The 26,205-nt window shown below is 66.9% G+C and carries 26 protein-coding genes; 20 read left to right on the top strand and 6 right to left on the bottom strand.

Going from position 1 to position 26,205, the window contains the following annotated elements:
* Positions 1 to 13 precede the first annotated feature (13 nt).
* The 7 genes from urtA (at position 14) to J2S76_RS13895 (ending at position 6,809) form a co-directional block, all read left to right on the top strand.
* On the top strand, positions 14 to 1,297 hold the full coding sequence (gene urtA, locus J2S76_RS13925) for an urea ABC transporter substrate-binding protein (protein WP_307061107.1): 1,284 nt from the start codon (positions 14 to 16) through the stop codon (positions 1,295 to 1,297).
* A gap of 101 nt (positions 1,298 to 1,398) precedes the next feature.
* Positions 1,399 to 2,325 (top strand): urea ABC transporter permease subunit UrtB, encoded by a 927-nt coding sequence (gene urtB / locus J2S76_RS13920; protein ID WP_307061105.1) that lies wholly within the window; start codon positions 1,399 to 1,401, stop codon positions 2,323 to 2,325.
* 10 nt (positions 2,326 to 2,335) lie between these two features.
* Entirely contained in the window at positions 2,336 to 3,508 is a 1,173-nt protein-coding gene (urtC, locus tag J2S76_RS13915; RefSeq protein WP_307061103.1) for an urea ABC transporter permease subunit UrtC, read from the top strand.
* Between the two features lie 11 nt (positions 3,509 to 3,519).
* Positions 3,520 to 4,287, top strand: coding sequence for an urea ABC transporter ATP-binding protein UrtD (gene urtD / locus J2S76_RS13910; protein WP_307061101.1), 768 nt, complete (start codon positions 3,520 to 3,522; stop codon positions 4,285 to 4,287).
* Positions 4,288 to 4,297: 10 nt separating this feature from the next.
* Positions 4,298 to 4,987: an urea ABC transporter ATP-binding subunit UrtE gene (gene urtE, locus J2S76_RS13905; RefSeq protein ID WP_307061099.1), complete on the top strand. Its 690-nt coding sequence runs from the start codon at positions 4,298 to 4,300 to the stop codon at positions 4,985 to 4,987.
* A 65-nt stretch (positions 4,988 to 5,052) separates the two neighbouring features.
* Positions 5,053 to 6,282, top strand: coding sequence for a formamidase (gene fmdA, locus J2S76_RS13900; RefSeq protein ID WP_018387097.1), 1,230 nt, complete (start codon positions 5,053 to 5,055; stop codon positions 6,280 to 6,282).
* Positions 6,283 to 6,452: 170 nt separating this feature from the next.
* Complete coding sequence (locus tag J2S76_RS13895; RefSeq protein ID WP_307061096.1) at positions 6,453 to 6,809, top strand: FmdB family zinc ribbon protein; 357 nt, start codon at positions 6,453 to 6,455, stop codon at positions 6,807 to 6,809.
* Positions 6,810 to 6,947: 138 nt separating this feature from the next.
* Here the strand turns inward: J2S76_RS13895 and ggt are convergent, their stop codons facing one another.
* Complete coding sequence (gene ggt / locus J2S76_RS13890) at positions 6,948 to 8,699, bottom strand: gamma-glutamyltransferase (protein WP_307061094.1); 1,752 nt, start codon at positions 8,697 to 8,699, stop codon at positions 6,948 to 6,950.
* A 353-nt stretch (positions 8,700 to 9,052) separates the two neighbouring features.
* On the opposite strand from ggt, the gene J2S76_RS13885 reads away from it, so the two are divergent.
* Both J2S76_RS13885 and J2S76_RS13880 read left to right on the top strand, forming a co-directional pair.
* Positions 9,053 to 9,526 (top strand): YaiI/YqxD family protein, encoded by a 474-nt coding sequence (locus J2S76_RS13885; protein ID WP_307061092.1) that lies wholly within the window; start codon positions 9,053 to 9,055, stop codon positions 9,524 to 9,526.
* A 25-nt stretch (positions 9,527 to 9,551) separates the two neighbouring features.
* Positions 9,552 to 10,313: a 3-keto-5-aminohexanoate cleavage protein gene (locus J2S76_RS13880; protein WP_307061090.1), complete on the top strand. Its 762-nt coding sequence runs from the start codon at positions 9,552 to 9,554 to the stop codon at positions 10,311 to 10,313.
* 19 nt (positions 10,314 to 10,332) lie between these two features.
* Here J2S76_RS13880 and J2S76_RS13875 read toward each other — a convergent pair whose 3' ends face one another.
* The 3 genes from J2S76_RS13875 to ppc all read right to left on the bottom strand — a co-directional run bounded on the left by J2S76_RS13875 (position 10,333) and on the right by ppc (position 14,147).
* Complete coding sequence (locus tag J2S76_RS13875; protein ID WP_307061088.1) at positions 10,333 to 10,965, bottom strand: FMN-binding negative transcriptional regulator; 633 nt, start codon at positions 10,963 to 10,965, stop codon at positions 10,333 to 10,335.
* 89 nt (positions 10,966 to 11,054) lie between these two features.
* Positions 11,055 to 11,348 carry a cupin domain-containing protein gene (locus J2S76_RS13870; RefSeq protein ID WP_307061086.1) on the bottom strand — a complete coding sequence of 98 codons (294 nt, stop codon included), beginning with the start codon at positions 11,346 to 11,348 and terminating at the stop codon, positions 11,055 to 11,057.
* Between the two features lie 6 nt (positions 11,349 to 11,354).
* On the bottom strand, positions 11,355 to 14,147 hold the full coding sequence (ppc, locus tag J2S76_RS13865; protein ID WP_307061084.1) for a phosphoenolpyruvate carboxylase: 2,793 nt from the start codon (positions 14,145 to 14,147) through the stop codon (positions 11,355 to 11,357).
* Positions 14,148 to 14,553: 406 nt separating this feature from the next.
* Between ppc and J2S76_RS13860 the strand changes: the two genes are divergently transcribed.
* Positions 14,554 to 14,727 carry a hypothetical protein gene (locus J2S76_RS13860; RefSeq protein WP_307061081.1) on the top strand — a complete coding sequence of 58 codons (174 nt, stop codon included), beginning with the start codon at positions 14,554 to 14,556 and terminating at the stop codon, positions 14,725 to 14,727.
* A gap of 281 nt (positions 14,728 to 15,008) precedes the next feature.
* Positions 15,009 to 16,013: a Tim44 domain-containing protein gene (locus J2S76_RS13855; protein WP_307061079.1), complete on the top strand. Its 1,005-nt coding sequence runs from the start codon at positions 15,009 to 15,011 to the stop codon at positions 16,011 to 16,013.
* Positions 16,014 to 16,075: 62 nt separating this feature from the next.
* Here J2S76_RS13855 and J2S76_RS13850 read toward each other — a convergent pair whose 3' ends face one another.
* On the bottom strand, positions 16,076 to 16,537 hold the full coding sequence (locus tag J2S76_RS13850) for a DUF805 domain-containing protein (protein WP_307061077.1): 462 nt from the start codon (positions 16,535 to 16,537) through the stop codon (positions 16,076 to 16,078).
* 33 nt (positions 16,538 to 16,570) lie between these two features.
* Here J2S76_RS13850 and J2S76_RS13845 point away from each other — a divergent pair, with 33 nt between their 5' ends.
* The gene (locus J2S76_RS13845; protein WP_307061075.1) at positions 16,571 to 16,984 is read left to right on the top strand and encodes a GNAT family N-acetyltransferase; all 414 of its coding nucleotides are present in this window, start codon (positions 16,571 to 16,573) and stop codon (positions 16,982 to 16,984) included.
* Between the two features lie 113 nt (positions 16,985 to 17,097).
* On the opposite strand, the gene uvrB is transcribed toward J2S76_RS13845, so the two are convergent.
* A complete protein-coding gene (gene uvrB, locus J2S76_RS13840; protein ID WP_307061074.1) occupies positions 17,098 to 19,704 on the bottom strand; it encodes an excinuclease ABC subunit UvrB in 2,607 nt (868 codons plus the stop codon).
* Between the two features lie 285 nt (positions 19,705 to 19,989).
* Here uvrB and J2S76_RS13835 point away from each other — a divergent pair, with 285 nt between their 5' ends.
* The 8 genes from J2S76_RS13835 (at position 19,990) to J2S76_RS13800 (ending at position 26,189) form a co-directional block, all read left to right on the top strand.
* Positions 19,990 to 20,703, top strand: a complete 714-nt coding sequence (locus J2S76_RS13835) for a cysteine hydrolase family protein (protein WP_307061073.1) — start codon at positions 19,990 to 19,992, stop codon at positions 20,701 to 20,703.
* A gap of 75 nt (positions 20,704 to 20,778) precedes the next feature.
* Entirely contained in the window at positions 20,779 to 22,395 is a 1,617-nt protein-coding gene (locus J2S76_RS13830) for a regulator (protein ID WP_307061071.1), read from the top strand.
* A gap of 133 nt (positions 22,396 to 22,528) precedes the next feature.
* Positions 22,529 to 22,882 (top strand): cupin domain-containing protein, encoded by a 354-nt coding sequence (locus J2S76_RS13825; protein WP_307061069.1) that lies wholly within the window; start codon positions 22,529 to 22,531, stop codon positions 22,880 to 22,882.
* Positions 22,883 to 22,978: 96 nt separating this feature from the next.
* On the top strand, positions 22,979 to 23,599 hold the full coding sequence (locus tag J2S76_RS13820) for a hypothetical protein (protein ID WP_307061067.1): 621 nt from the start codon (positions 22,979 to 22,981) through the stop codon (positions 23,597 to 23,599).
* Positions 23,596 to 24,267 (top strand): ribonuclease T2 family protein, encoded by a 672-nt coding sequence (locus J2S76_RS13815; protein ID WP_307061065.1) that lies wholly within the window; start codon positions 23,596 to 23,598, stop codon positions 24,265 to 24,267. Before J2S76_RS13820 ends, J2S76_RS13815 begins: the two co-directional genes overlap by 4 nt.
* 8 nt (positions 24,268 to 24,275) lie before the next feature.
* Positions 24,276 to 25,151 (top strand): 23S rRNA (adenine(2030)-N(6))-methyltransferase RlmJ, encoded by an 876-nt coding sequence (locus J2S76_RS13810; protein WP_307061063.1) that lies wholly within the window; start codon positions 24,276 to 24,278, stop codon positions 25,149 to 25,151.
* A gap of 114 nt (positions 25,152 to 25,265) precedes the next feature.
* The gene (locus J2S76_RS13805) at positions 25,266 to 25,481 is read left to right on the top strand and encodes a cold-shock protein (protein WP_307061061.1); all 216 of its coding nucleotides are present in this window, start codon (positions 25,266 to 25,268) and stop codon (positions 25,479 to 25,481) included.
* A 99-nt stretch (positions 25,482 to 25,580) separates the two neighbouring features.
* Positions 25,581 to 26,189: a glutathione S-transferase family protein gene (locus J2S76_RS13800; RefSeq protein WP_307061059.1), complete on the top strand. Its 609-nt coding sequence runs from the start codon at positions 25,581 to 25,583 to the stop codon at positions 26,187 to 26,189.
* Positions 26,190 to 26,205 lie beyond the last annotated feature (16 nt).

Below are 26,205 nucleotides of genomic sequence, written 5' to 3'. Positions count from 1 at the left end.
GGAGGGGAATCGTATGTCTTCGCAAAACGATCAATCGAACAAGTTTTCAACGACGCGGCGCAAGCTCTTGATGGGAATTGCGGCGCTCCCGGCGGTGCCTCTTCTTGCGTCCGCCGGCCTTTTTTCCACGCCCGCCATGGCCCAGGCGCCCGCCACCTCGGCGGTGAACACCACCGGCCTTGCCGTTACCGATACGGAAGTCACTGTCGGCATTCTGCACTCCGTGACCGGCACCATGGCCATCTCCGAGACCGGCTCGGTGCAGGCCGAGAAGCTGGCGATCGACCAGATCAACGCCATGGGCGGCGTGCTCGGCCGCAAGATCAAGTTCATCCAGGAAGACGGCGCCTCCGACTGGCCGACTTTCGCCGAGAAGGCCAAGAAGCTCCTCGTCAACGACAAGGTCGCCGCCATCATGGGCTGCTGGACCTCGGCGTCCCGCAAGGCGGTGCTGCCGGTGGTCGAGCAGTATAACGGCATGCTCTACTACCCCACCTTCTATGAAGGCCTGGAGCAGTCTAAGAACGTCATCTACACCGGCCAGGAAGCCACCCAGCAGATCCTCGCCGGCCTCGACTGGGTCGCCAAGACCAAGAACGGCAAGACCTTCTACCTCATCGGCTCGGACTATATCTGGCCGCGCACCTCGATGAAGATCGCCCGCAAGCACATTGAGGGCCATCTGAAGGACTCGTCCGTCGTCGGCGAGGAGTATTTCCCGCTCGGCCACACCCAGTTCAACTCGGTCATCAACAAGATCAAGCTGAAGAAGCCCGACGTGATCTATGCCGCCGTCGTCGGCGGCTCCAACGTCGCCTTCTACAAGCAGCTGAAGGCGGCCGGCATCGACCTCAACAAGCAGACCCTACTGACCATCTCGGTCACCGAGGACGAGATCGACGGCATCGGCGGCGAGAACATCGCCGGCGCCTACAGCTCGATGAAGTACTTCCAGTCGCTCGACAACCCGAACAACAAGGAATTCGTCGCCGCCTTCAAGAAGATGTGGGGCGAGAAGACCGTGATCGGCGACGTCACCCAGGCCGCCTATCTCGGCCCGTGGCTGTGGAAAATGACCGTCGAGAAGGCCGGCTCCTTCGACATCGACAAGATCGCCGCCGCCTCGGCCGGCATCGAGTTCAACAAGGCGCCGGAAGGCTACGTCAAGATCCATGACAACCACCATCTCTGGTCGAAGGCCCGCATCGGCCTCGCTCTGCCCGATGGCCAGTTCAAGGTGGTCTACGAGACCCCGGACCTGATCGAGCCCGACCCGTTCCCGAAGGGCTACCAGTGATCGCCTGACACTCCCACCCGGAGAGGGCCCCGCGCCCTCTCCGGGGCTCTTTGCCGTTGACGCAAGACCGCGCACCTGCGCGCACGCCGGGGGAACCTTGAATGTTCGCTGACTATTCGCTGGCCGAGCTTGGCTCGATTTTCGTGATGCAGGGCTTCGCAGGCCTCATCCTGTTCTCGGTTTTCGTCCTCATGGCCCTCGGCCTGGCCATCATCTTCGGCCAGATGGGCGTCATCAACATGGCGCATGGCGAGTTCATGATTCTCGGCGCCTATGTCACCTATTTCACCTCGCAATTTTTCCTGAACTACCTTCCCGGCTTGTTCGGCGCCTACTTCTTCCTCGCGATGATACTGGCCTTCTTCGCCGCCGGCGCGCTCGGCATGGCGGTGGAATGGCTGATGATCCGCCGGCTCTACAAACGCCCGCTCGACACGCTGCTCGCCACCTGGGGCCTCAGCCTCATTCTTCAGCAGCTCTACCGCTCGGTCTTCGGCCCGCGCGAGGTCGGCGTCGAGCTGCCGAGCTGGATGATGGGTTCGATCTCCGTCACCGACACGATCGAGGTGCAGATCAACGGCCTGTTCGTCATGGGCCTCACCATCGTCATCACCGTGGCTGTCGCCCTGCTCATGTACAAGTCGGCCTGGGGCAAGCAGGTGCGCGCCGTGGTGCAGAACCGCGTCATGGCCGGCGCCGTCGGCATCGATACCGAGAAGGTCGACCGCTACACCTTCGGCCTCGGCTGCGGCATTGCCGGCGTCGCCGGGTCGGCCTTCACCATGATCGGCTCGACCGGCCCCACCTCCGGCCAGCTCTACATCGTCGACACCTTCCTGGTCGTCGTTTTCGGCGGCGCACAGAGCCTGCTCGGCACCATCGCCTCCGCCTTCACCATCTCGCAGGCCCAGTCGACCATGGAGTTCTTCCTCTCCGGTTCGATGGCCAAGGTCCTCACGCTGCTCGGCGTGGTCATCATCCTGATGCTGCGGCCGCAGGGCCTGTTCGTCATCAAGGTCCGTCGCTGAGGAGGCGCACATGCTCAAGTCCGACCGCACCTTCTTCCTGCGCCCGCAGGACATGATCGGGATCGCCGTCCTTGCCTTCCTGCTGATCGTCATCCTGCCGCTGACGCTGGACAATTTCCGCCTGCAATTCGTTGGCAAATACCTCACCTACGCCTTCGTCGCGCTCGGCCTGGTGCTGTGCTGGGGCTATGCCGGCATTCTCTCGCTCGGCCAGGGCGTGTTCTTCGGCCTTGGCGGGTACTGCATGGCGATGTTCCTCAAGCTGGAATCCTCCAGCGTCGAGGCCACCAAGATCCAGACGACGCCGGGCATTCCGGACTTCATGGACTGGAACCAGATCACCGAGCTGCCCTATATGTGGCAGCCCTTCAACAGCCTCACCCTCACCCTCATCGCGGTGATCCTGGTGCCGGCGCTGTTCGCCTTCATCGTCGGCTTCGCGATGTTCAAGCGGCGGGTGGGCGGCGTGTACTTCGCCATCATCACCCAGGCACTCGCCGCGATCATGACCATCCTGATCATCGGCCAGCAGGGCTATACCGGCGGCATTAACGGCATCACCGATCTGCGCACGCTGAACGGCTGGGACATCCGCACCGACAGCGCCAAGACGATCCTCTACTTCGTCTGCGTCGCCCTGCTCATCGCCTGCATCCTGATCGCCTATTTCGTGAAGTCCTCGAAGCTCGGACGCATCCTCGTCGCCATGCGCGACAAGGAGGACCGCGTGCGCTTCTCCGGCTATGACGTCGCCAATTTCAAGGTGTTCGTCTTCTGCCTCGCCGCCTCGCTCTCGGCCATTGGCGGGGCGATGTTCACCCTGCAGGTCGGCTTCATGTCGCCCTCCTTCGTCGGCATCGTGCCCTCGATCGAGATGGTGATCTACGCCGCGGTCGGCGGCCGGCTGTCCATCCTCGGCGCCATCTACGGCACGCTCCTGGTGAACTGGGCCAAGACCTCCTTCTCCGAGAGCTTCCCGGAACTGTGGCTGTTCGGCCTCGGCGGCCTGTTCATCGCCGTGGTGCTGATCTTCCCGAACGGCATTGCCGGCCTTTGGCAGACCTATATCGCCCCGCGCCTCGGCCCGCTCTTCGGCGGCACCGCCGCGCGCCGGGCCAGCCCTCCCGCGACGCCGCCCGCCCCGCCGCCCTCCGGGTCGGCCGCCCCCGCCGCCGCCGAATAGGAGCGCGAGCCATGCACACCGCTGTCATCACCGACACCATGAACAAGGATTTCGTCCTTGCGGTGGAAGGCCTCACCGTCTCCTTCGACGGCTTCAAGGCGGTCAACGACCTCTCCTTCTATGTCGATGAGAACGAGATCCGCGTCATCATCGGCCCCAACGGCGCCGGCAAGACCACGGTGCTCGATCTCATCTGCGGCCGTACCAAGGCGACCACCGGCTCGATCCGCTTCAAGGACCGCGAGCTGACCAAGATGAAGGAGCACGAGATCGTGCGCGCCGGGGTGGGGCGCAAGTTCCAGAACCCCTCGATCTACGAGGACCTCACCGTCTTCGAGAACCTTGAGATCTCCTATCCCAAGGGCCGCTCAGTGCCGGGGGCACTAACCTTCCGGCGCGACCGGGCGGTGAAGGAGCGGGTGCAGGAGATCGCCGAGACCATCTTCCTCGCCGACCAGCTCGACCAGCGCGCCGAATATCTCTCGCACGGCCAGAAGCAGTGGCTGGAGATCGGCATGCTGCTGATCCAGGACCCGGAGCTTTTGATGCTCGACGAGCCGGTGGCCGGCATGAGCGTTTCCGAGCGCAAGAAGACCGCCGAACTGCTCAACACCATCATCAAGAACCGCTCGGTGATCGTGATCGAGCACGACATGAAGTTCGTCGAGGACATCGCCCACAAGGTGACGGTTCTGCACCAGGGCAAGATTCTCTCGGAAGGCTCGATGGCCAAGGTCCAGGCGGACCCGAAGGTCATCGAAGTCTATCTCGGCCATTGAGGGGCGGATCATGCTGAACGTATCCAGGCTGCACGTCTCCTATGGCGAGAGCGAGGTCCTGCACGGCCTCGACTTCAAGGTGGCGCCGAACGAGATCATCGCCATCATGGGCCGCAACGGCATGGGCAAAACCACGCTCATGAAGTCGCTCATGGGCATCGTGCCGACCAAGAGCGGCACGGTGAGCGTCGGCGCCACCGACATCACCCGCTTCAAGAGCTATGAGCGCGTCAAGAACGGCGTCGCCTATGTGCCGCAGGGCCGCATGATCTTCTCCACCATGACGGTGCAGGAGAACATCGAGACCGGCCTCATCCCGCGCGGCGAGAGCAAGGTGCCGCCCGATATCTACGAGCTGTTCCCCGTCCTTCTCGAAATGAAGGGCCGGCGCGGCGGCAACCTCTCCGGCGGCCAGCAGCAGCAGCTCGCCATCGCCCGCGCGCTCGCCACCGCGCCCAAGGTGCTGCTGCTCGACGAGCCGACCGAGGGCATCCAGCCCTCGATCATCCGCGAAATGGCCCGCACGCTGAAGCGCATCCGCGACGAGCGCGGCCTGTCGATCGTGGTGTCCGAGCAGGTGCTGTCCTTCGCCCTCGAGATCGCCGACCGGGTGCTCGTCATCGAGAATGGCGAGATCGTCCACGAGGACAATCGCGCCGACATCGACGAGGCCAAGGTCGCCCGATTCCTTTCGGTCTGAGCCCCCGCCAGACCGCCGTTCCCAGCCTGCCCAAATTTCCAGTTCGTTCCCGGGGAGAGAGACGCATGACCGAGACGCTTATCAAAGTTGACCTGAACCAGTCGGCCTATGACAACGACATGGTTCACAACCGCTGGCACCCGGACATTCCGATGGTGGCCTGGGTGAAGCCGGGCGACGATTTCATCGTCGAGACCTATGACTGGACCGGCGGCTTCATCAAGAACAACGACTCCGCCGACGATGTGCGCGACATCGACCTGTCGATCGTGCACTTCCTCTCCGGCCCCATCGGTGTCAAGGGTGCCGAGCCGGGCGACCTTCTGGTCGTCGACCTGCTGGACATCGGCGCCATGCCGGACAGCCAGTGGGGCTTCAACGGCTTCTTCTCCAAGAAGAATGGCGGCGGCTTCCTGACCGACCACTTCCCGCTGGCCCAGAAGTCGATCTGGGACTTCAAGGGCATGTACACCTCCTCGCGCCACGTCCCCGGCGTGAACTTCGCCGGGCTGATCCATCCCGGCCTGATCGGCTGCCTGCCCGACCCGAAGCTGCTGGAGACCTGGAACACCCGCGAGCAGGCGCTGATCGACACCAACCCGACCCGCGTTCCTGCCCTCGCCGTCCCGCCCTTCGCCGCCACCGCCCATATGGGCCGGCTGACCGGCGACGCGCGGGCCGCCGCCGCCGCCACCGGCGCGCGCACCGTTCCCCCGCGCGAACATGGCGGCAATTGCGACATCAAGGACCTGTCGCGCGGCTCCAAGATCTATTTCCCGGTCTATGTCGAAGGCGGCGGCCTCTCCATGGGCGACCTGCATTTCAGCCAGGGCGACGGCGAGATCACCTTCTGCGGCGCCATCGAAATGGCCGGCTGGGTGCACCTCAAGGTCGAGGTGCTGAAGGGCGGCATGGCCAAGTACGGGATCAAGAACCCGATCTTCAAGCCCTCGCCGGTGACGCCGAACTATAAGGACTACCTGATCTTCGAGGGCATCTCGGTCGATGAATATGGCGGCCAGCACTATCTCGACGTGCACATCGCCTATCGCCAGGCCTGCCTCAACGCCATCGAGTACCTGAAGAAGTTCGGCTATTCCGGCGCCCAGGCCTATTCGATCCTCGGCACCGCGCCGGTGCAGGGCCATATCTCGGGCGTGGTCGACATCCCGAACGCCTGCGCCACGCTGTGGCTGCCGACCGAGATCTTCGACTTCGACATCAACCCGACCGCCGCCGGCCCGACCAAGTTCATCGACGGCTCGATCGACATGCCGCTTTCACCGGACCTTTGACCCCCTCTTAGTCCGGTGCATGCGGGGCGACGCAATGCGTCGCCCCGCCCTTCTCTACGATTCCGGGGCCATGCCTGGCATTGCCCTTGCCTTCGAGGAAACGCCCAAGGGGCACGATAAGGCCGCAGCAAAGGCCCGCCCGAACGCCATGCCGAGTGAAGGACACGCTCATGCCCGTCTATGAATATGAATGCGAAAGCTGCGGCGATTTCACCGCCATGCGGCCGATGAGCGAGTATCAGGCGCCCCAGCCCTGCCCGGATTGTGGCGCGATGGCCCCGCGCGTGATGCTGACGGCACCGCATTTCTCCGGCATGTCGCGCGACAGCCTCCAAGCCCACGCCACCAATGAGCGGGCAAGCCACGCGCCGATGACCACGGGCGAATACGCGGCGAAGAAGCACCCGTCGAGCTGCTCCTGCTGCTCCGGCGGCATGAAGAGCCGGACCAGGAAATCCAAGACCGCCACTGCCGCCAGCGGCGCCAAGAGCTTCCCCTCCGCCCGGCCATGGATGATCAGCCACTGAGGTGAGGCTGTCACCCCACCCGAACCGCCGTCATCCCGGACGCGCCAAAGGCGCGATCCGGAACGCTTTCCGAGCAACGTCATCCTGAGGTGCGAGCCGCAGGCGAGCCTCGAAGGATGCCGTCGCGACGCGCGCCCCTCACTCCCCGATCGCCACGCCCTCGCGGCGCGGATCGGCGGCGCCGACGAGCCCTTGCGGCGTGATCGCCACCGCCTGCACGCCCGAGGTCATCGGCCCGGTCTTCACGGTGAAGCCCAGTTCGCTCAACCCCGGCGCCAGCGCTTCCGCCGTCGTTCCCGCCTCGATCTCCACCGCGTCGAAGCGCGCGAGAACATTTGGCGCGGCGATGGCGTCGCGCAGGCTCATTCCCCAGTCGAGATGGGCGATCAGCGTCTTGGCGACATAGCCGATGATCTGGCTGCCGCCGGGCGAGCCGAGCGCCAGCACCGGGCGCCCATCCTTCAGCACGATGGTCGGCGCCATCGAGGAGCGCGGGCGCTTGCCCGGTTCCACCCGGTTGGCCACCGGCACACCGTCCCGGTGCGAGCGGAAGGAGAAGTCGGTCAGCTCATTATTGAGCAGGAAGCCGCCCACCATCAGCCGCGACCCGAAGCCTGCCTCAATGGTGGAGGTCATGGAAACCACATTGCCATCGTCATCAACGATGGTGATCTGGGTGGTGGAGGGCAGTTCCGGCGCCGCGCCATCCGCCCGCGCCGGGGGAGCCATCGCGTGATCCCATCTCGGCATGCCCGCCACCACCTCGGGCAGCGCATCATCGCCCGCCAGCAGCTTCGCCCGCGCACCGAGATAATCGGGCGCCAGCAGCCCCTTTGTCGGTACCGGCACGAAATCGGTATCGGCGATGTAGCGCTCGCGATCGGCGAAGGCGAGGCGCGAGGCGTCGGCGATCAGCCGCCACGCCTCGGGGGAAGCGGGGCCGAGCGCCTTGAGGTCATAGGGCTCCAGCAGGCCCAGAATCTGGCCCAAGGTGAGCGCGCCGGAACTCGGCGGCCCCATGCCGCAGACATTGAGGCCGCGATAGGCGCCGCACACGGGAGGGCGCTCCTTCACCGCGTAGTCGCGCAGATCATCCAGCGACAGCCCGCCCGGATTGGCCGAACCGCGCACCGCCGCAACGATTCCCTGCGCCAGCGCCCCCTCATAGAACGCGCCCGCCCCCTTCTCCCGCAGCGCCCGGAGCGTGTTGGCATAGGCCGGGTTCTTCAGCCGCGTGCCCTCGGCCAGCGGCGCACCGGCCGGGTCGAGGAAATAGGCCCGTGTCGCCGGGTCGCGCGCCAGCGTCGCCACGTCGCTGGCGATCAGCCCGGCCAGGCGGGGAGAGACGGCGAAACCGTTCTCCGCCAGCTCCAGCGCGGGGGCGAACGGCGCGTCCCAGCCGAGCCGGCCATAGCGTTTGTGCACCGTCTCCAGCAGCGCCGGCGTGCCGGGCGTGCCGACCGAGCGCCCGCCGATCACCGCTTCCATGAAGGCGAGCGGCTCGCCCTGCGCATTCTGGAACAGGGTTGGCGTCGCCGCGCGCGGCGCCGTCTCGCGCCCGTCAAAGGTGGTGAGCGTGCCGGCGGCGGCGTCCCAATAGACCAGGAAAGCCCCACCGCCGAGACCGGAGGATTGCGGCTCCACCAGTCCCAGCACGAGCTGCACCGCGACCATGGCGTCGATGGCGTTGCCGCCCGCGCGCAGCATCGCCACGCCGGCTTCCGCCGCCAGCGGGTTGGCCGCCGTTACCATCCAGTCCCGGCCGGCGGCGGTCTTCTGGCCGGTGGCCAGCGCGCTCGCCGCTTCCGGCGCGTGGCCGTCGGAGAATTGCTGGGCCTGCAGCGGCGTTGCCGCCAGCACCAGCGCGAACAACCAGCCGCCTCGCCTCATCTCGTCCCTTTCCTGTGCACGCGCACTCAAGATTGCGCGCCGTAACGCGAAGTGAACAGCGGATTTCGCCATCGCACCGCAACAAGCGCGTGACCTTTCGACGAATCGGTCTAAGCTCCAGTTGTCTTCAACAATCGAAAGGAGGTGATCCAGTGTCTGATCGTCTTGATCCGCGGTCGTCGGTATCCGTGACCTGGACGCTTGCCTCTTGCGAGGCCCGTTCCGCGTGATGCGATACGTCGCACTGCCCCTTTAGGCAGTTACCGGACCGGACCGCGGTCTGACATGGGAAGGGCTGTCCTCGCGGGCAGCCCTTCTTTCTTGGGCATCAGCCCCTTACCTCCAGGATTACTTTGCCGAAGCCGATCCTCATCTATATCGACGCCGACGCCTGTCCGGTGAAGGACGAGACCTATCGCGTCGCCGCCCGCCACCGGATCAAGGTGTTCCTCGTCGCCAATTCCTGGATCGCGGTGCCGCGCGAGGCCGAGGTGGAGCGCGTCGTCGTCGCCGCCGGACCGGATGTCGCCGATGACTGGATCGTCGAGCGGGTGGAAGAGGGCGACCTCGTCATCACCGCCGATGTGCCGCTGGCGGCGCGGGTAGTGGCGAAGGGGGCCGAGGCCATCGGCCCCACGGGAAAGCCCTTCACCGCCGCCTCCATCGGCATGCAGCTGGCGACCCGCAATTTGATGGCGGATCTGCGCGAAGCGGGCGAGATCACACGCGGCCCCCGCCCCTTCTCGCCCCGCGACCGCTCGGAATTTCTGCAGGCGCTGGAGCGCTCCGTACAACGCCTGAAACGAAAGGGCTTTCTGGCGGGTTGAAGAGGCAAGGAAAAGGGAGACCGCAATGCTGCAAGCCTGCCTCAACGGATCGCGCGACAGCGCCTTCCATGCCTACACCCCTCTCACGCCCGCACGCCTGGCGGCGGATGCGGCGGCGGTGATCGCTGCCGGGGCCAGTGAACTGCATCTGCACCCGCGCGATCCCTCCGGCACGGAGACGCTGGAGGCCGCCCATGTCGCCGACGCCATCGAGGCGATCCGCGCCCGTGTGCCCGGCGTGCCCATCGGCCTCTCCACCCATGCCGGCATCGCCCCGGGCGGGACGGGCCGGCTCAAGGCGATGAAGGCGTGGCAGGTGCTGCCGGATTATGTGTCGGTCAATTTGATCGAGGACGACGCGCCAGAGGTGATCGCCCTCGCTCTGTCGCGCGGCATTGGCGTGGAGGCGGGGCTGTGGTCGGTGGCCGATGCCGAGCGTTTCACCGCACTGCCCGACGCCAAGCAGTGCCTGCGCATCCTGATCGAGATCAACGAGCAGGATATCGAGGAAGGGCTCGCCGTCGCCGCCGCCATCCGCAAGGTGCTGGCCCGCGCCAGCCTCGATGTCCCGGTGCTGCAACACGGGCTGGATGCCAGCGTCTGGCCGCTCTACCAGGACGCGCTGATGCGCGGGCTCGATGGCCGCATCGGGCTGGAGGACGGCAAGCATCTGCCCGATGGCAGCGAGGCGCAGGACAATGCCGCCCTCATCAAAGCCGCCTTCCGCCTCGCCCGCGTGCCGCCCAACCTGCCGCCGGAGACGGTGCCGCCGATCGCGGGGAATTGACCCCGCCGGCGCTTCACGCCTACTCCCGCCGGGTGGGGATCATCGCGGCCACACGCTGGTCGCTCGGGCGCGTGCTCTGCGCCAGCCCGGCAGCGACGCCCTGGCGGTCGGCTTCGGAACGGTTCTGGCTCAGCTTGCGCTTGCCCTCGATGCGGGCAATCGGCAGCCGCACGCCGACAATGCCCCGCAGCTGCGCCGCGACAAAGGCCTCCGGCGCGTCATCCACCGCCCAGGGCTCGGCGCGCGGCTGCTCATAGAGCGCGGTAAGTCGCGTCACTGCCGCGCGCAGGCGCGCCGGGTCGTCGAAGAATTCCACCGCTCCATAGGCGTGCACCGCCTCATAGTTCCAGGTCGGCACCACCTTGCCGTGCTCGGCCTTCGCCGCGTACCAGCTCGGCGTGATATAGGCGTCGGCGCCGGAGAACAGCACCAGCGCCTCCCCTGTCGGCGGCGTCTTCCACTGCGGGTTCGCCCGGGCGAGATGGCCATAGAGCACGCCATGCTCGCCTTCGCTCTCGTCGAGAAACAGGGGCAGCGGCGTCGCTATCAATCCCTCGCTGGTGGCGGTGACGAGCGTCGCCAGCCGCGCCTCGCGCATGATCTGGCGCAGGAGAACGGGGTCGTCTTCGCGGAAGGCCGGGGGCGTGTACATGGCGGATCGGAACGAGAGAGGGCACGTCACGCCAGCATAGACGAAGGCGAGCGGCGATAAACCCGCCAACGCGCGGGCGCCACCCGCGCCTATTTCATCTCCACCTCGACAAAGCTCATCGGCGCGGCGCCGGCATTGCGCACATCGTGGCGGATGCCGGCGGGACGGGAATAGGCGGCGCCGGCCGCCATGGCGACCTGCGTCACCGCGCCGTCGATGTCGATCTCCATCAGCCCCTCGGTGATGAAGACGATGGCATAGTCCATCGCGTGCTCGTGCCAGCCCGTGGTGGCGCCGGGCGCGAAATCCCAGCGGGTGATGCGCACGCGCGCATCGTCCGCCAGCTGGGTGGGCACGGCCGGTATGGTGCAGGCAAACGCCATGATGAGTTACCCCGAGTTCCGCAGACCGGCGGAAATGCCGTTAATGGTGAGCTGGATGCCCTGCAGCACCTTCTCGTCGGTGTCGCTGGCGCGGTATTTCCGCAGCAGGCCGACCTGCACATGGTTGAGCGGGTCGATATAGGGGAAGCGGGCGCGGATCGAGCGCTCAAGCAGCGGGTTTGAGGCCAGCAGCGCCGGCTGTTGGGAAATCGTCAGCAGCGCCTCGATGGAGTCGTGGTGCTCGGCGCGGATGCGGCCGAAAATGCTCTCGCGCAGCTCCGTATCCTCCACCAGCGCGGCATAGCGCGAGGCGATGGCGATGGAGCTCTTGGAGAGCACCATGTCCATGTTGGAAAGCTGGGTGCGGAAGAACGGCCATTCCCGGTACATTTCCTGCAGCAGCGGCAGCCCGTCGGGATTGGCCTCCAGCCAGGCCCGCACCGCCGTGCCGAAGCCGTACCAGCCCGGCAGCATCAGCCGGCACTGCGCCCAGGAGAACACCCAGGGAATGGCGCGCAGATCCTCGATCCGCCGCGTCTTCTTGCGCGAGGCCGGACGCGAGCCGATGTTCAGCGTCGCGATTTCGTTGATGACGGTGGATTCCCAGAAATAATCCTCGAAGCGCGGGGTCTCATAGACCAGCGCCCGATAGGCGGCGAAGGCCGCATCGGACAGCGCCTCCATCACGGTGAGATATTCCGCGCGCGGCGCCATGGCGTCGCCGGAAAGCAGCGTCGCCTCCAGCGTCGCGGCGGCGAGGATTTCGAGGTTGCCGCGCCCCACCGCCGGGTTGGAATATTTCGACGAGATGATCTCGCCCTGCTCGGTAATGCGGATCTGCCCCTGCACCGCCCCGCCCGGCTGGGCGAGAATGGCGTCATAGCTCGGCCCGCCGCCGCGCCCGACCGAGCCGCCGCGGCCGTGGAACAGGCGCAGCCGCACGCCATGGCGCTTGAACACCTCGATCAGCTCGATCTCGGCCTTGTAGAGTTCCCAGCCGGAGGTGAGGAAGCCGCCATCCTTGTTGCTGTCGGAATAGCCGAGCATCACTTCCTGCACGCTGCCCCGGCTGTCAACCAGCTTGCGGTATTCCGGCAGGCGGAACATCTGCTCCATCACCTTGGCGGCGTTGCGCAGGTCGCCGATGGTCTCGAACAGCGGCACGATATTCACCGCCGCCGCGCCGGCGGGATCGACGAGGCCGACCTCCTTCAGCAGCAGCGCCAGCTCCAGCATGTCAGAGACGCTCTCGGCCTTGGAAATGATGCAGGTCTGGATCGCCTCCTTCCCGTAGATCTGGTGGATGCGGGCGCAGGTGCGCAGCATGGCGAGTTCGCCCACCGTCTCGTCGGAATAGGCGGCGAAGGGGGAGGTCAGCGGCCGGGCGGTGGTCAGCTCGCGCAGCAGCAGGGCGACGCGTGTGCCCTCGGGCAGCGCGGTGTAGTGCGTGCCCGGCGCGGCGATCTCGAACAGTTCGGCGACGCAGCGCTCGTGCACGTCGGAATTCTGCCGCGAATCCAGCACGGCGAGGTGGAAGCCGAACGCATCCACCGCCCGCCGCAGCGCCCGCAGCTTGCCGCCGGCGATGACGCCTGACTTATGCGCCTTGAGCGAAGCATCGATGATATCGAGATCGGCCCGCAGCTCGGCGGCCGAGCCATAGGGCCGGGCGGCCGGCATCTGGGTAATGCCTAGAAGGTCGGCAATCTCCAGCCGGAAGGCGGTGGCGCGCAGGCGCGAGGCGATGCAGGTGACGGCGAGCCGGTAGGGCTCGCCCCGCCGGTGTGGCGAAAGATCGGGCGAGGCGTCCACCAGCGCCAGCAGGTCGCTCGACACGCTCACCCGGATGGTGCTGATGGAAAGCTCGGCGCCAAGGCTGTCCAGTTCTTCGAGATAGAAGCGCACCGCCTGCGCGCTTTGCATCCGCATGGTCTCGCGCGTCACCTCGGCGGTGACGAAGGGGTTGCCGTCGCGATCCCCACCGATCCAGCTGCCCATCCGCACGAAGGAGGCGATTTCCGGCGCCTCGCCCTCCAGCCCCTCCATATCAGCCAGCCGGTCCTCCAGCGCCGCATAGAGCGAGGGCAACTGGCGCAGGAAGGTGTAGTCGTAATAGGCGAGGCCGTTCGCCACCTCGTCCAGCACGGTCAGCTTGGTTCGCCGCAGCAGATTGGTCTGCCAGAGCATCAGCACCCGCCGGCGCAGCTCGGCGGTCGCCAGTTCCAGCTCTTCCGGCGTCGGGTCGCGGCGGGCGCGGTCGGCGAGCAGCTCCGCCACCTTCATTTCATGGGTCAGGGTGGAGCGGCGGCGCACCTCGGTGGGATGCGCGGTCAACACCGGGCTCGCCAGCGCGGTGGTAAAGAAAGCGCGCAGATCGGCGGTGGAAATACCCGCCTCGCGGGCCCGCTCCAGCGCCCGCGCCACCGTCGCCGGGCCGGCGGCCCGCCCATTCGCCGCCGCCGCGCGCATGCGGCGGATGACGTTCTGGTCCTCGGCGATGTTGGCAAGGTGCGAGAAATAGGAGAAGGCGCGGACGATGGAGATCGTCTGGTCCGGCCCGAGATCGCTCAGAATGGCCTCCAGCTCGTGCCGGGCGCCCTCGTCTTCCTCGCGGTGAAAGCGGGTGGAGACGCGGCGTATATGCTCCACCAGCTCATAGATCGCCTCGCCTTCCTGGTCGCGCAGCGTGTCGCCCAGCACCCTGCCGAGCATCCGGATGTCCTCGCGCAGGGAAAGATCGAGCTCGCCATCGGCTTCGGGCTCGGCATCGGAGAGCGAGATGGTCAGGGCAACGGACATGGCGATACTCCTTAAGGCGTAGACCAACTTAGCAATTAGCATGCCGTCGATGACACCCATGCGGGTGGCCTTATCCCCGGCCCTGTCCCCGCCCCGCGCCGGCCCTGTCGCCACAGGGATACCGCCCACCGCTCGGTCAGTGGATCAGGTGAGGCCGCCGGGCCACAGCGGCCACGTTTCTTACGAAATGCCGCAGAGCCGCCGCGATTGTGAACGAATCCCCCGCCAGCATGAACACCATGCTCAGGAAAGCTTCAGGGTTGAGGCTGTAGAGAAGTGAGTATGCAGGGCGTCGTTCTCGGGCGGTGCCTTTTGGAAAAGCCGGCCGAAAGGCCGTGGGAATGAATAAGCCGGCCGAAAGGCCGTTGGTCAAAGTCAGCGTAAGCGTATCAGGAAGGAATTCGAGATGCCCCCCGTCATGAACCGCAATGAGGTTCAGGCCCCCCTCGCCGGCTCCCAGCCCAAGACGTCGTACACCGGAGCCCTCTCGCCGCTGCGTCCCACCGATGCCCGCGAGAAGAAGCTGGCGAATGTCCCGGTCGGCTCCATCGCCGCCATCGAATCGCAGCTCGGCTTCTGACGCCGCAGCGGCTGCAGCCGGGGCGACGCCGCAGCAGTGCGCGCCGTTCCGCCGCTTGCCGATGCAGCAGCTCCCGCAGTGAAACCGTCACGGCTGCGCACCCGTCTTCACGGGATTGTGTGCCGCGCGCAAAGCGCCGTTTCGTGCCGGCCCGCCCCCCCGGTCGGCACGACTCCGCGCCCCGATTGACGCGCAAGGGGCTGGATTCCGGGCCGGCTCTTCCCATATGGATGACGTTGCGGCATCTGTCGCCCGAAAACCGTCCTAGAGAGGCCAAGCCCTTGCGATTCCTGCGTCTGCGTCCCGTCGCCCTGCGTCTTGTCATTGGCGCCCTGTTCGTTGCCGCCGGCGTTCTGGTGGCCGTCGACTTCGCCGAGGCCCGCGCCGGCCGCAGCGGCAGCTTCGGCAGTCGCGGCACGCGCAGCTGGTCGACCCCTGCCCCGACGCCAACCGCCCCCACCGCCCAGCCGCTGCAGCGCTCCGCGGCCCCGACCCAGTCCGCCTCCCCGGCCCGCGCCGCCGGCGCGCAGCCTGGCGGCTTCATGCGCGGCGGCTTCATGGGCGGGCTGATGGGTGGCCTGCTCGGCGCCGGCATTTTCGGCCTGCTGATGGGTTCGGGCTTCTTCTCCGGCCTCGGTAGCCTGTCCGGCATTCTCGGCCTGCTGCTGCAGATCGGCCTCATCTTCATCGTCGTGCGGCTGGTGATGGGCTGGATGCGCTCGCGCAATCAGCCTTCCTATGCCGGCGGCGCCCGTCCCGACCCACTCAACCGTGACGCGCTGAACGGTGCGGGTTCGGCTCCCCAGGGGGGCGGCTCCATGGGCACCGCTGCCGGTGCAGCGGCACCCCGCGCGGGCTTCGGCACTGCCCCGCGCGGCAAGCCGATCAAGTTGGAAGGCTCGGATTTCGACGCCTTTGAGCGCACCCTCACCGAGGTTCAGTCCGCCTATGGCCGCGCTGACAAGCCTGCCCTCGCCGCCCTGCTTACGCCTGAGATGGCCGGCTACATGGGCGAGGAACTCGACGAGATGGCCCGCGACGGGCTGGAGAACCGCATCACCGATGTGAAGCTGCTACAGGGCGACCTGTCGGAAGCCTGGTCAGAAGGCGACACCGAATACGCCACCGTCGCCATGCGCTACGAGCTGAAGGACGTCACTCTCGACAAGGCCACCGGCCGCGTCGTCCAGGGCGACCCGGACCGGCTTGAGCAGGCGGTTGAATTCTGGACCTTCGCCCGCCCGCCGCGCGGCGCGTGGAAGCTCAGCGCCATCCAGCAGGGCTGAGCGGCACGTCATCTTTTTCAGCAGTTGAAAGGGCGGCCTCGGGCCGCCCTTTTTCGTGCGAGTCAGAACTCCAGAGGGTCCGGCCCGAAGCGATTCGGCCCGCGCGTGCCCCGCACCATGAACCAGAAGAAAACGACGAGGGCGCCGATGCCGGTGATGATCAGCAGCAGCCACCAGCCGGCGTAATCCATGTCGTGGAAGCGACGCACGCCGACGGCGATAGAGGGGATCAGCAGCCCGAGACCGACCAGCGTGCTGATGGGCGTGAAGGCATCGATTTCGCCGAAAGTGAGCAGCGAGAACGCGCCGAAGAGGGCGGTGTCGATGACGCCGGCAGCGATGCTCGCCAAGATCGAGAACACGACGAACCACCAATATTCCGAGCGCGGCGCGCGTCCGGAAAAGGTGGCGTATTTACCGAGAACGCTCGAAATCGCCTGCGTGAAGGTCATGTCTTCCCCCGTGCCCCATTGGCGGTGCGCGCTATTCTTGGCACGAAAGACACGCAGCGCCAGCCCCTGCATCGGGCACGGGCAGCGGGTTGCAGGAGAGTGCCTATGCAGATTGCCGTGGAAGACGACCCTGGTGCGCAGGTACGCGACCTGATCGACCAGGGCCTCGACATCTTCAATGAAAGCAAGGCCGGCCCGCTGCAGGCCTCGGAGCTGTGGGTCATCGCCCGCGACGACGAAGGGACCGCAAAGGCAGGCCTGAAGGCACGCACCTATTTCGGCTGGATGCACATAGACTGGCTGTGGGTGTCACCCGAGGCACGCGGCAGCGGCGTGGGCAGCGCCCTGCTGAACATTGCCGAGGCGCAGGCCCGCGAACGCGGCTGCAGCGGCGCCCATCTCGAAACCTACAGCTTCCAGGCGCCGGACTTTTACGAGAAGCACGGCTACCAGCGCTTCGGCCAGATCGACGACTACCCGCCCGGCCATTCCTGCATCTGGCTGAAGAAGCGGCTCTAGAGCATTTTCGAGCGAAGTGGGTGCCGGTTCGCGTAAAGAAAATGCGTAAAAACAAAAACCTAGAGCACATCAGGTGAACCGGTTTTCACCGGACGTGCTCTAGAGCGCAGCCCTCACCGCTTCGGCGCCCGCCTTCCGCCCTTGCGATAGCCCTTGGTCATGGGGTCCGGCCGCTCCGGACGCACCCAGTCCTCCACCCGCAGCGGCTCCACCCGGTCGGTGCCGGGGCCCATATCGTCGAGCGACGGCTTGACGATGCGGGAGGCCGCGCGCGGCGCGAACATGGACGGCTCGCCCGGCTCATAGCTCGCCTGCGCCTCGTCCGCCCGCGCCTCCGCGCCGGAAGAGACATGGCCCGGGGAGGAGCGCCCGGTGCCGGCCCGGCCGCCACCCTTCTGTTTCTTCTCCGGCATGTTGGCGGAGCGGCCATATTTGCGCTCGCCGCGATAGCCGCCGGTGCGGTCGTCGACGCTGTCCTGCCGCGCCAGCGGATCGTCCGACAGCACGAGTTCGGTCGCCTGCAGCCGCTTGACCTCGTCGCGCAGCCGCGCCGCCTGCTCGAAATCGAGATCGGCCGCCGCCTTGCGCATGCGCTTTTCCAGGTCGGCGATCACGGTGGCGAGGTTGTTGCCATAGGTGCTCGCGCCCTCGGCGAGGCCCGCATCCACCGTCACATGGTCGCGCTCATAGACGCTGTTGAGAATGTCGCCGATCGCCTTCTTCACGCTCTCGGGGGTGATGCCGTGCTCGACATTCCACGCCACCTGCTTGGTGCGGCGGCGCTCGGTCTCCGCCATCGCCCGCTCCATCGAGCCGGTGATGCTGTCGGCATAGAGCACCACCCGCCCGTCGACATTGCGCGCGGCGCGGCCGATGGTCTGGATCAGCGAGGTCTCCGAGCGCAGGAAACCTTCCTTGTCGGCATCGAGGATCGCCACCAGCCCGCATTCGGGAATGTCGAGCCCTTCGCGCAGCAGGTTGATGCCGATCAGCACGTCGAAGGCGCCGAGGCGCAAATCGCGCAGGATCTCGATGCGTTCGATCGTGTCGATGTCCGAATGCATGTAGCGCACGCGGATGCCGTTCTCGTGCAGATATTCGGTCAGGTCCTCGGCCATGCGCTTGGTGAGCACCGTCACCAGCGTGCGGTAGCCCTTCGCCGCCGTGGCGCGCACCTCGCCCAGCAGGTCGTCGACCTGGGTGCGGGCCGGGCGCACTTCGACCTCGGGGTCGACGAGCCCGGTGGGGCGGATCACCTGCTCGACGAAGACGCCGCCCGTCTTCTCCATTTCCCATTTGCCGGGGGTCGCGGAGACATGCACCGTCTGCGGGCGCATCGCTTCCCATTCCTCGAAGCGCAGCGGCCGGTTGTCCATGCAGCTCGGCAGGCGGAAGCCATATTCCGCCAGCGTCGCCTTGCGGCGAAAGTCGCCGCGATACATCGCGCCGATCTGCGGAACCGTGACATGGCTCTCGTCGCAGAAGATCAGCGCATTGTCGGGGATGTACTCAAACAGCGTCGGCGGCGGCTCGCCGGGGAGCCGCCCGGTGAGCCAGCGCGAATAGTTCTCGATGCCGGCGCAGCTTCCCGTCGCCTCCATCATCTCGATATCGAAAGTACAGCGCTGTTCCAGCCGCTGCGCCTCCAGCAGACGGCCCATGGCGTGCAGTTCGTCGAGACGGTGCTTCAGTTCGGCCTTGATGCCCTGGATCGCCTGGATCAGCGTCGGGCGCGGCGTCACATAATGCGAATTGGCGTAGAGCTTGACGAATTTCAGGTCCTGCGACTTCTGCCCGGTCAGCGGGTCGAATTCCTGGATGCTCTCCACCTCGTCGCCGAACAGCGAGACGCGCCAGGCCCGATCCTCATAATGCGCCGGGAAAATCTCGATCACGTCGCCCCGCACCCGGAAGGTGCCGCGGCCGAAATCGCCCTGGGTGCGCTTGTACTGCAGCGCCACGAGATCAGCGAGCATCTGGCGCTGGTCGATGCGCTCGCCCACTTCGATCTTGAAGGTCATCGAGGCATAGGTCTCGACCGAGCCGATGCCGTAGATGCAGGACACCGAGGCGACGATGATCACATCGTCACGCTCCAGCAGCGAGCGCGTGGCGGAGTGGCGCATGCGGTCGATCTGCTCGTTGATCGACGATTCCTTCTCGATGAAGGTGTCGGTGCGCGGCACATAGGCCTCGGGCTGGTAGTAGTCGTAATAGGAGACGAAATACTCCACCGCATTGTCGGGGAAGAAGCTCTTGAACTCGCCATAAAGCTGCGCCGCCAGCGTCTTGTTCGGCGCCAGGATCAGCGCCGGGCGCTGCACCCGCTCGATGACATTGGCCATGGTGAAGGTCTTGCCCGAGCCGGTGACGCCGAGCAGCACCTGGTCGCGCTCGCCCTCATTGGCCGCCGCCACCAGTTCCTTGATCGCCTCCGGCTGGTCGCCATTGGGCGTGTAGTCGGACTTCAGCACGAAGCGCACGCCGCCTTCGGACTTCTCCGGCCGCGCCGGGCGATGCGGCGCCCAGAGCTGGCCGTCCACTTCCGGACGGCCGCCCTCGATCAGCGCCGACAGCGCGGCGACGGTGGCGGAGGCGCCCGAGGTCGGCGCCACGCCGAGCTTCTCGGCGAGGGCGGGATCGAGCGTGGCGGATTGCGCGGGCTCGAAAGCGCGCTGGGAGCGCTCGGAGAACCCGCCGGGACGTGCTGCTTTGGCCATGGCGGCAATATGGGGTCAGATTCGGTCGGCGCAAAGGCCGTCCGCGCCGCTTGTGCAGCTGGCGGCCTCACGCGCAGGGCAAGTGCCAGTAAGGGCATCAGCTGGCGATCGGATAGGCAGGCAAGCCGTGACGGCGCGGACACGCCCTGCAACGTTTATGTCGCTAAATCAGCGGGTTAGCTCAATTTTGCACAAATTTAAGTCATTGGCATACCTGATGCATACACCATTGTATGCATATCAGCCGAGTCCGGCCACACGACCCGCTCCAGATGGTGGATGCCCATGCCCGCACTGCCCGCACCCCTGCTCGCCGCCGAACCCGCGCCCCTCGCCTTCCAGCCCGCCCGCGCCGCGCTGGTCATTATCGACATGCAGCGCGATTTCCTGGAGCCGGGGGGCTTCGGCGAGACGCTGGGCAATGATGTCTCGCGGCTCCAGGCGGCTGTCGCTCCCTGCCAGGCCGTGCTCGCCGCCGCCCGTGCCGCCGGGCTCATGGTCATCCACACCCGCGAGGGCCACCGCCCGGACATGATGGACGCGCCCCCGGCCAAGGTCGAGCGCGGCGCACCCACCGCGCGGATCGGCTGCGCGGGGCCGATGGGCCGCATCCTCATTCGCGGCGAGCCCGGCCACGACATCATCGCTGCCCTAGCCCCCGCGCCCGGCGAGCCGGTGCTCGACAAGCCCGGCAAGGGCGCCTTCTACCAGACCGACCTCGAATTGATGCTGAAGAACCGGGGCATCGACACGCTGCTGGTCGCCGGCGTCACCACCGAGGTCTGCGTCCACACCACCATCCGCGAGGGCAATGATCGGGGCTATCGCTGCGTGGCGCTGGCCGATTGCTGCGCCTCCTACATCCCCGAATTCCATCGCGTCGGCCTGGAGATGATCAAGGCGCAGGGCGGCATCTTCGGCTGGGTATCCGATTCCGCCGCCCTTCTCGCCGCACTCGCCGGCACCGCCACCCACGCCGCGCCTGCCAGCGCCGCCTGATTTTCGCCTGCCGCGTCCGGCGCCCGGCGCCGCCTTTCACCGCGTCCCGTCATTCGCCCTTGAGGGATACCGAGCATGTCCGCGACTGAAATGACCCCGATCTCGCCCGCCCGCACCGGCATGCGCCCGACCCTTTGGACGCGCGGCGACTGGAATGCCCTGTTCGGCTTCGGCACCAACATACTGGTCAACATGCTGGTGCTGACCGGCCTGCTGCAATTCGTGCTGAAAATGCCGCCCGAGATCGTCTTCGGCCGCATCCTACCGGCGGTGGGGCTGATGATGTTTCTCTCCACCGTCTATTACGCCTTTCTCGGCTACCAGCTGGCGAAGAAGACCGGCCGCGACGATGTCTGCGCCCTGCCCTCGGGCATCTCCGTCCCGCACATGTTCGTCGTCACCTTCGTCATCATGCTGCCGATCGGCGCCGCCACCGGCGATCCCGTACAGGGCTGGGAGGCCGGCCTTGTCTGGGTGTTCTTCCAGAGCTTCATCCTGATGATCGGCGGCTTCGTCGCGCCCTATATCCGCAGGATCACCCCGCGCGCCGCGCTGCTCGGCACGCTGGCGGGCGTGTCCATCGCCTTCATCTCCATGCGCCCGGCCTTCGAGATCTTCGCCACCCCGGTGATCGGCCTCACCTGCTTCGCCATCATCATGGTCAGCTGGTTCGGCGGGGTGAAATACCCGCGTGGCATTCCCGCCGGCCTCATCGCCATCGCGGTCGGCATGATCATCGCCTGGGGCTCGAACCTGTTCGGGCTGAACTATGGCGGCATGAGCCTCGACAATGTCGGCGCCGCCTTCACCACTTTCGGCTTCTCCGTGCCGCTGCCGGCCTTCGACCATGTATTCCACGGCTTCGACTATCTCGGCATCATCCTCGTCACCGCCATTCCCTTCGGCATCTATGATCTCGTCGAGGCGATGGACAATGTGGAGAGCGCCGAGGCGGCGGGCGACCATTACCCCACCACCCGCGTGCTCACCGCCGACGGCGTGGTGAGCCTCATCGGCTGCCTGATGGGCAACCCCTTCATCAACGCCGTCTATATCGGCCATCCCGGCTGGAAATCGATGGGCGGGCGCATCGGCTATTCCGCCGCGACCGGGCTGATGGTCATCGTCCTGTCCTGGTTCGGCATCATCGCGCTGCTGCTGGCGCTGATCCCGGTCGTCGCCATCTCGCCGATCCTTCTGTACATCGGCATGCTGATCGGGGCGCAGGCGTTCCAGACCACGCCCTCCAAGCACGCGCCGGCCGTGGTGCTGGCGCTCACCCCGCATCTGGCCGCCTGGGCCAAGCTGCTGATCGACAATTCGCTGGCCGTCGCCGGCACCTCGGCCGCCGCGCTCGGACTGGAGAAGCTGGGCGCGGTCGGCGTGCTCTATCACGGGCTGGAAGTGATGGGCGGCGGCGCCATCCTGGTGGGGCTGGTGCTCGGTGCCATCGGCGTCTTCGTGGTCGAACGGCAGTTCGTCAACGCCGCCGCCTTCGCCCTTGCCGGCGCGGTGCTCACCTTTTTCGGCTTCATGCACGGGGAAAGCGTCGGAATTGGCGTGACACCGACGGTAGCATTTGCTTACCTTCTGGTAGCCGGCTTCCTCTTCGGCTGCGCGAAATACACCGCTCGAGAGGAATCGCCCGCCGCGGCGAGCGCGGACGGGCCGCAGCCGGCACCGGCGGAATGAGTTTTTGCTTCGATGCTGGGGGGTGTCGAAGCAGCTTGAGACGGCGCGGCTCATCCTTCAGGATGGCCGCGCCGCTCTTGTTTCCGGCCAACCGCCGGACGGCTCCCGCCCTGCCCCGCCTGCGAGGTTTTCCATGTCGTTCCTGCTTTCCTTCGATCCGGCCACTCTTGGCGAACCGGAGGAAACCGCGCCGCCGGCCGAGCGCCTTGTCGCCGGCGACCCCCGCCACCTCACCTGGAACATCGAGACCCTGCCGGACGGCGCCCTGTTCGCCGGCATCTGGCAATCCTCGCCCGGCGCCTGGCGGGTGGATTATGAGGAATGGGAATTCTGCTCGATTCTCGAAGGCGTCTCCGTCCTGCACGAGGATGGCGAGGCACCGGTGACGGTGAAGGCCGGTGACAGCTTCGCCCTGCGGCCAGGCTTCAAGGGCGTGTGGGAAGTCATCGAGACCACCCGCAAGCACTATGTCATCCGCCTCATCTGAGAACGGTGCCCGAATCCGGCCGGGTGTGGCCTTGCCGTCATTGACCGCGCGGCAGGCGCGACGCATCTTCGCCGCAGATGATGCAGGAGATGTGCGATGCTGGCCGACATGAAGGGCGCGACAGGGCGGGCGAAGCGGGCCAAGGCGCGGGCCGCCACCGGCCTCGCCGTCATTGGCATGCTGGCCGGCTCGCTCGGCGGCGCGCAGGCTGCCAATTTCTTCGAAAAGAACTTCTGGATGTCGGGCCCCAATTACAGCGGCAACGTGCCGGCCTGCGACACGCCCTCGGCGCTGTCGAAGATCCAGCGGGATTTCTCCACCACCGAATCACGCTTCTGGAATTCCAAGCTCACCATCGACCGCATCGAGCATGTCCGCGAGGTCGCGTTCCGGCCCTGGGGCGAGGAATACATGCCCCGCCGCTATTGCCGCGCCGAGGTCATCGTCTCCGGCATTGAGGGCACGCCCAGCTTCCAGACCGAGGGCGCCTATGGCAGCGGTGCCTATGGCAGCAGCCCCTATGAGGGCCAGGCGACCGGCAGGCCGGTGGGGAAGGTCGTCGGCAAGGCCCATGGCGCCCCGCTCTATCACACCGTCTGGTACTCGATCATCGAGGATGGCGGCTTCCTCGGCGCCTCCTGGGGCGTCGATTTCTGCGTCGAGGGCTTCGACCGTTCCTGGACCTACGCCCCGAATTGCCGCATGGCCCGTCCGTGAAGCAGGCGCGCACGGCGGGGCTCGCCCTCGCCGCGCTGCTGCTCTGGCCGGCAATGGCGCTCGCCCAGCAGAAGGGCGAGCCGGGCCGCTTCGACCACTATGTGCTCGCTCTGTCCTGGTCGCCCTCCTATTGCGAGTCGATGGGTGATCGCGCCGAGCCGGCGCAATGCGCGGGCACACGTCCCTTCGCCTTCGTCGCGCACGGGCTCTGGCCGCAACATAAGCGCGGCTGGCCGGAAAACTGCGTCGCCCCCGCCCCGTTCGTCCCCGAGCCGGTGCTGCGCGGCATGCTCGATATCATGCCGAGCCGCCGGCTGGTGCTGCACCAGTGGCGCAAGCACGGCACCTGCGACGGCGCCGATGCCGCCGCCTATTTCGCGAAGGTGCGCCGGGCCTATGAGCGGGTGACGATCCCGGAAGGCTTCCGCCGGCTGGACGACTACCGCATGGTGTCGCCCGGCGAGGTCGAGGACGCCTTTCGCGCCGCCAATCCCGGGCTGGCGCCTGATATGATCGCCGTCGCCTGCGATGGCCGCCGGCTGACCGAGGTCCGTATCTGCATGGACCGCGCGCTCGGCTTCACCCCTTGCGAGGAGGTGGACCGCCGCGCCTGCCGGGCGGGCCGCGTGGTGATGCCGCCGCTGCGCGAGAGCGCCGGCGCGAAATAGAGGACGCGATGAACTACCGCCACGCCTTCCATGCCGGCAATTTCGCCGATGTCGTCAAGCATGTCGTGCTCGCGCGCATTCTTGCCTATCTCGGGCGCAAGGATGCCGCCTATCGCGTCATCGACACCCATGCCGGCGCCGGGCTCTATGACCTCACGGGCGACGAGGCCCGCCGCACCGGCGAGTGGGAGGGCGGCATTGGCGCCGTGCTGCGCGCCCAGTTCGCCCCCACTGTGGCCGAACTGCTCGCTCCCTGGCTCGACGCCGTGCGGGCGGTGAACCCGCCGGCGGCGGACGATGCCGCGCTGGCGGCGACGCTCGCGCGCTATCCCGGCTCGCCACTCATCGCCCAGGCGCTCACCCGCGCCCAGGACCGCCTGCTGCTATGCGAGACCCAGCCGGGCGTGCGGGCGGCGCTGGAGGAATCGATCGGCCATGATGTCCGCGCCAAGGTGCTGGCCACCGATGGCTGGCAGGCGCTCAGCGCCTATGTGCCCCCCAAGGAGCGGCGCGGCGTGGTGCTGGTCGACCCGCCTTTCGAGGAACAGGGCGAGTTCCACCGCCTCGCCCATGGCCTCGCCGAGGCGCACCGGCGCTGGTCCGGCGGCATCTACCTGCTCTGGTACCCAATCAAGGATGTGCGCGCGGTGGACGGCTTCCGCCGCGAGATTGAACGCGCGGGAATCCCCAAGACGCTGAACATTCAGTTCGACCTGCGCAGCGTGCGGCAGGCGGACACGATGACCGGCTGCGGCCTGATCGTGGTCAACCCGCCCTTCACCCTCGCCGAGGAACTGCGCACGGTGCTGGGCGCCCTCGCGCCGGTGCTCGCCACCGACGGCACAGGGCGCGTGCGCCTCGGCTGGCTGACGCCGGAACGCTGACCCCGCCCGCCGCACCTCCCCCGCGTCATCAATCGGCATCGGTCTTGCTTCACCCTGCCCGGGTAGAGTCAAGCGGCGGATGGGTGCGGCCATCCGAGGGTCAGGAGCAGGCGCATGGCGACGATGGGCACCGTCAAATTCTTCAACACCGAAAAGGGCTATGGCTTCATCCGACCGGACGATGGCGGGCGCGACGTGTTCGTGCATGTCTCGGCCGTCACCCGCTCCGGGCTGGGCACGCTGATGGAGGGGCAGCGCGTGAGCTTCGAGATCGAGCCGGACAAGCGCGGCAAGGGCCCGAAGGCGATCGACCTGCAGCCGGCCGACTGATAAGCCTGCCGGCCGAAGCTGCGGCTCCGCCGCGGCCGGGCGCAGGCGCCGCCGGGCATCCGGCAGGGGGCGGCTGGCCCCCAACAGGTGTCGAACCCGATGAAGCTTCGTTCCTCCCCGCTGTCCCCGTTCGGGCGTAAGGTCAAGATCGGCGCCATTCTGTGCGACATCCATCTCGATGTCCTGCCGGCCGACACCACCGATCCCACCGATTCGCTGCGGGAGCAGAATCCGCTCGGCAAGATCCCCGTGCTGCTGCGCGACGACGGGCCGGCGATCTATGATTCGCGCGTCATCGTCGAGTATCTCGACATGGCGGCGGGAGGCGGCGTGCTGATCCCGGCCAGCGGCGAGGATCGTATCGCGGCGCTGACCATGCTGGCACTCGGCGACGGCATTGCCGACGCGGCGCTGCTGCAGATGTATGAGAGCCGGTTCCGCGAACCGGAAACCCACAGCGCCCGCTGGCTCGACCATCAGGCGGGCAAGGTGGCGCGCGGGCTGGCGGCGCTGGAAGCCGCGCCGCCGCAGACCCTGCCGGTCAGCGGCGCCGCCCACGTCGGCGAGATCGCGGTGGCCTGCGCGCTCGGCTATCTCGACCTGCGCTTTGCCGGCGCCTGGCGCGCCGGCCATCCGGCACTGGTCGCCTGGCTCGACGCTTTTTCAGAGCGTGTGCCCGCTTTCGAGGCAACGACCCCGCAAGTCTGACGCACAGGTCTGAGAC

It is taken from the genome of Ancylobacter vacuolatus, from assembly GCF_030813595.1.
GTDB classification, from domain to species: domain Bacteria; phylum Pseudomonadota; class Alphaproteobacteria; order Rhizobiales; family Xanthobacteraceae; genus Ancylobacter; species Ancylobacter vacuolatus.
The sequence above is the reverse complement of the archived record's forward strand: the minus strand, read 5'-3'. Positions and strand labels throughout refer to the sequence as shown.